Here is a 3,944-nt window from a genome sequence, read left to right as displayed (position 1 = left end):
CTTTCGAGGCCGAAACGGCGAGACGGGCCTCAACCCTTTGAGGTGTCTCGTAAAACTCGACGCATGGGGTTGCGTCGGCATTCCGGTAGGTATGTCCGCCCGGATGTGGTGGTGGGTCTGTCCGAAGCTTCTGGGTGGGCGTGTGGGAAGGGGGCCGTCCGCGGCGGAGGCGGGGCGTGTACTTACATTATTGTGGGCAGGCCCGCGGGTCCTGCGGTTGTGCGCAGCGTGGCGCTACCTCCTTGTGGTCGACATCCATGGTCGGGGTCCACGAGGCTCCGACCCGCGGCGCCGCAGGCGACGCAAATAGACACAGCCCGGGGTCATGAGGGCTCCGGCCCTGCGGCGCCCGAGGCGTCGCCGAAGATAGGGAGTTGTTTTGGCCGAGACCACCGTGCTGGTCACCGTTACCGGGCCCGATCGTCCCGGTGTGACGTCGGTTCTGCTGACGGCCATGTCGCGGCACCGGGTGAGTCTGCTCGATATCGAGCAGGTGGTGATCCGCGGCCGGCTCACCCTGGGTGTGCTGATCAGCTGTCCGTCCGACCCCGAGTCGCTGCAGGACGAGCTCGAGGAGGCGATGAACACCGTCGGCATGCAGGTGGACGTCGATATCGACGCCCACGCCGCGCGGGCCCCGGTGTCCACGCACGCCGTGGTTGTGCTCGGGTCGCCGGTGACGGCACGGGCATTCAGTGCGGTGTCCCGGGAACTGGCCGGGCTCGGCGCGAATATCGACACCATCCGCGGTATCGCCGACTACCCGGTGACCGGGATGGAACTCATGGTCACGGCGCCGGATCACGGCGGGGATACCGATTCCCGGTTGCGGACCGCGCTGGCCGATGTGGCCGTCATCGAACGGGTCGATATCGCGGTGGAGCGGGCCGGGCTGGCGCGGCGGGCCAAACGACTGATCGTCTTCGATGTGGACTCCACCCTCATCCAGGGTGAGGTGATCGAGATGCTGGCCGCCTACGCGGGCGTCGAGGAGCAGGTGCGGGAGGTCACCGAGGCGGCGATGCGCGGGGAGATCGACTTCGCGGAATCGCTGCGGCAGCGGGTGGCGACGCTGGCCGGACTCGACGAATCGGTGATCGGGGAAGTCGCGGCGACGATCGAGCTCACCCCCGGCGCCCGGACCACCATCCGGACGCTCAAACGGCTCGGCTTCCGATGCGGGGTGGTCTCCGGTGGATTCCGGCAGGTGATCGACCCGCTCGCCCATGAACTCGACCTCGATTTCGTCCGGGCCAACGTCTTGGAAGTGGTCGACGGGAAACTCACCGGCCGGGTGGTCGGGCAGATCGTTGACCGCGCCTACAAGGCGACCGCGCTGCGGGCCTTCGCGGCCGAATCCGGGGTACCGATGGAGCAGACGGTCGCGGTGGGCGACGGCGCCAACGATATCGATATGTTGAACGCGGCCGGCCTGGGCGTGGCGTTCAACGCCAAACCCGCATTGCGGAAGGTCGCCGATACCGCGTTGTCGCACCCCTACCTGGATGCCGTGCTGTTCATCCTGGGCGTGACCCGAGACGAGGTCGAGGCCGCGGACGCCGAGGACGGGCTGCTGCGGCGGGTACCACTGGGGTGAATTGTATTGGTCTGGGGCCGAGCCGGACTCGGCACCGCGGGCGGTCCGGTGCCGGTGCGTGGGTAGGCTGTCGTCCGGTGAAGCTCGGGTGTTGGGAGGGTTGGTGGAATGCCGGATAGCGGCGTGACGGAAGTAGCGGCGAACGGTCGCGAGATGGATGCGGAGCCGGACTTCCCGGAAGACACCGATCCCGAGTTCCTCGCGGACCCGGGGTTTTCCGAACGCCACGCCGAACTCGCCGCGGGGTACGGGAAGCTGGGCGATCCCGAGGATCCCGCGCAGGTGCAGGCGATGCAGATGGTGCTGCACCTGCCCAAGACCGATCCGCCCGCGCGCAGCGATGTGCTAGCCGCCGCGGCGGCCGCGGCGGTCGCACTGTGCCTGGACCCGCGCGTCGGGTACGAGGGCGAATGGGAGCAGCGGTATCTGGCGTGGAAGCGCGCGCGGATCAGGAAGGTCGCCCGGCGGGCGCGCGGGGCGCAGTGGGCCGCCGCGAACGAGGTCCCCGGGGTGACCGTGGAAAGCGGCGGCGCGCTGGTGCGGGCCCTGGTACCGGGACCCGTGGGCGAGGTCGATCCGCGGATCCGGCGCCTGCAGATCGGTGGCACCGATCTGGAATCCGACGACCCCGGGCCGGTACCCCTCGATGTGCCGGTGTTCTGGGTGAACGCCGAGCTCGGGATGACCGTCGGTAAGGCTGCCGCGCAGGTCGGGCACGCGAGCATGCTGTTCGCCGGAGCGCTGCCGGTGGAACAGGCCCGGACCTGGGCGCAGCGCGGGTTCGCCTGCGCGGTGCGGGAGGCCGGGCCGGACGAGTGGCAGATGCTGCGCGCGGCCGTCGCCCGCAGCGCGGCGACCGCGGTGCGCGACGCCGGTTTCACCGAGGTCGCGCCGGGTTCGACGACCGTGATCGCCACCCGGCCCGCGCGGCCGGACCAGTGGTAGGAACTGCGCACCGTCCAGGACGTCACGCAGCCGGAGGCGACGCATCATGGCGTTCGGGTGCTCGGCGGCCCGTACGACTCCCGGCGCACGGCCGTGGGTGAACGCGCCGCGGCGGCCGTCGCGCATGTCCTGCGGTCGTCGACCCCGCGGCGTCGGCGCCGAAGCGTTCCCGCTCGTCCTGTTTGTCGGATACTGCCGGTCCGGGCGGTCTTCCACGCCGGGGCCGCGGTGAATCGCGGGTGCCCGGTGCCGCGAGCGTGTTCGCCTCGAGACAAGATGGAGCGCGTGGCGCACCCCGATCCAGATCTGCTCATCGACTTCACCAATGTTTCCATCCGCCGCAACGGGCACAATCTCGTCGGCCCGGTGACCTGGCAGGTAGAACTCGACGAACGCTGGGTCGTCCTGGGCCCCAACGGAGCCGGTAAGACCTCGCTGTTGCAGGTCGCGGCAGCCGAGACCCACCCCTCCTACGGCACCGCCTACGTACTCGGTGAACGGCTCGGTAAAACGAACGTCAGCGAACTGCGGCCCCGGATCGGCCTGTCGTCCGCGGCGCTGGCCGCGCGCATCCCATCGGAGGAGCGGGTCGCCGATCTGGTCGTCTCCGCCGGTTACGCGGTACTCGGCCGCTGGCGTGAGAAATACGACGACGTCGACACCGACCGTGCGATCGACATGCTGGAAAGCCTGGGCGCCGAACACCTTCTGGACCGCACCTACGGCACGCTGTCGGAAGGCGAACGCAAACGGGTGCTGATCGCCCGCGCCCTGATGACCGACCCGGAGCTGCTGCTGCTGGACGAACCGGCCGCGGGCGTGGACCTCGGCGGCCGTGAGGAACTGGTGGAGAGCCTGGGCGATCTGGCCTCCGACCCCGACGCCCCGGCGCTGGTGCTGGTCACCCATCACGTCGAGGAGATCCCGCCGGGATTCACCCACTGCATGCTGATCAGCGAGGGCGAGATCGTCACCCAGGGTTTGCTCGACGACGTACTCACCGCCGAGAACCTGAGCGAAGCGTTCCGCCAGAACATCGCACTGGACCGGATCGACGGACGGTATTTCGCCCGCCGGAAGCGCCGGCTGGGGCGGCACCGGTCGCGATAGGGATCCATCGGGGGCCGGAAAGCGCGAGACTTCGGGATCGGTGATGAAGCCGCGGGCGAACGACAACCGGCACAGCAGAAGGCCGGGCACCCATACGCCATGGTCTCGATCCCGGGCGCTGTACGGCAAACCGGGAAACGGGACACCGCGGTGACCCCTCCCGCAGGCGTGACCATGCGCCCCCCGAACCTCGAATACCGACGCAACCCGCATGCGTCGAGTTTTACGAGACACCTCAAAGGGTTGAGGCCCGTCTCGCCGTTTCGGCCTCGAAAGCGCATGAGCCGAAGGC

At 69.2% G+C, this 3,944-nt stretch carries 3 protein-coding genes; all 3 read left to right on the top strand.

Features of this window, described 5'->3' with window-relative positions; genetic code table 11:
• The first annotated feature begins 379 nt into the window (after positions 1-379).
• The 3 genes from serB to ACLML9_RS28045 all read left to right on the top strand — a co-directional run bounded on the left by serB (position 380) and on the right by ACLML9_RS28045 (position 3,652).
• A complete protein-coding gene (serB, locus tag ACLML9_RS28055) occupies positions 380-1,597 on the top strand; it encodes a phosphoserine phosphatase SerB (RefSeq protein ID WP_411948318.1) in 1,218 nt (405 codons plus the stop codon).
• A 153-nt stretch (positions 1,598-1,750) separates the two neighbouring features.
• Positions 1,751-2,542: an aminoacyl-tRNA hydrolase gene (locus ACLML9_RS28050; RefSeq protein WP_051714642.1), complete on the top strand. Its 792-nt coding sequence runs from the start codon at positions 1,751-1,753 to the stop codon at positions 2,540-2,542.
• A 276-nt stretch (positions 2,543-2,818) separates the two neighbouring features.
• A complete protein-coding gene (locus ACLML9_RS28045; RefSeq protein WP_411948317.1) occupies positions 2,819-3,652 on the top strand; it encodes an ABC transporter ATP-binding protein in 834 nt (277 codons plus the stop codon).
• Positions 3,653-3,944: the final 292 nt, after the last annotated feature.

Source organism: Nocardia sp. NPDC002869, assembly GCF_046764065.1.
GTDB lineage: Bacteria > Actinomycetota > Actinomycetes > Mycobacteriales > Mycobacteriaceae > Nocardia > Nocardia rhamnosiphila.
The sequence above is the reverse complement of the archived record's forward strand: the minus strand, read 5'-3'. Positions and strand labels throughout refer to the sequence as shown.

Excerpts from the sequence above, each read along its gene's own strand:
- ACLML9_RS28050 (WP_051714642.1), top strand. The coding sequence starts at position 1,751 with ATGGATGCGGAGCCGGACTTCCCGGAAGACACCGATCCCGAGTTCCTC.
- ACLML9_RS28045 (WP_411948317.1), top strand. The coding sequence starts at position 2,819 with ATGGAGCGCGTGGCGCACCCCGATCCAGATCTGCTCATCGACTTCACC.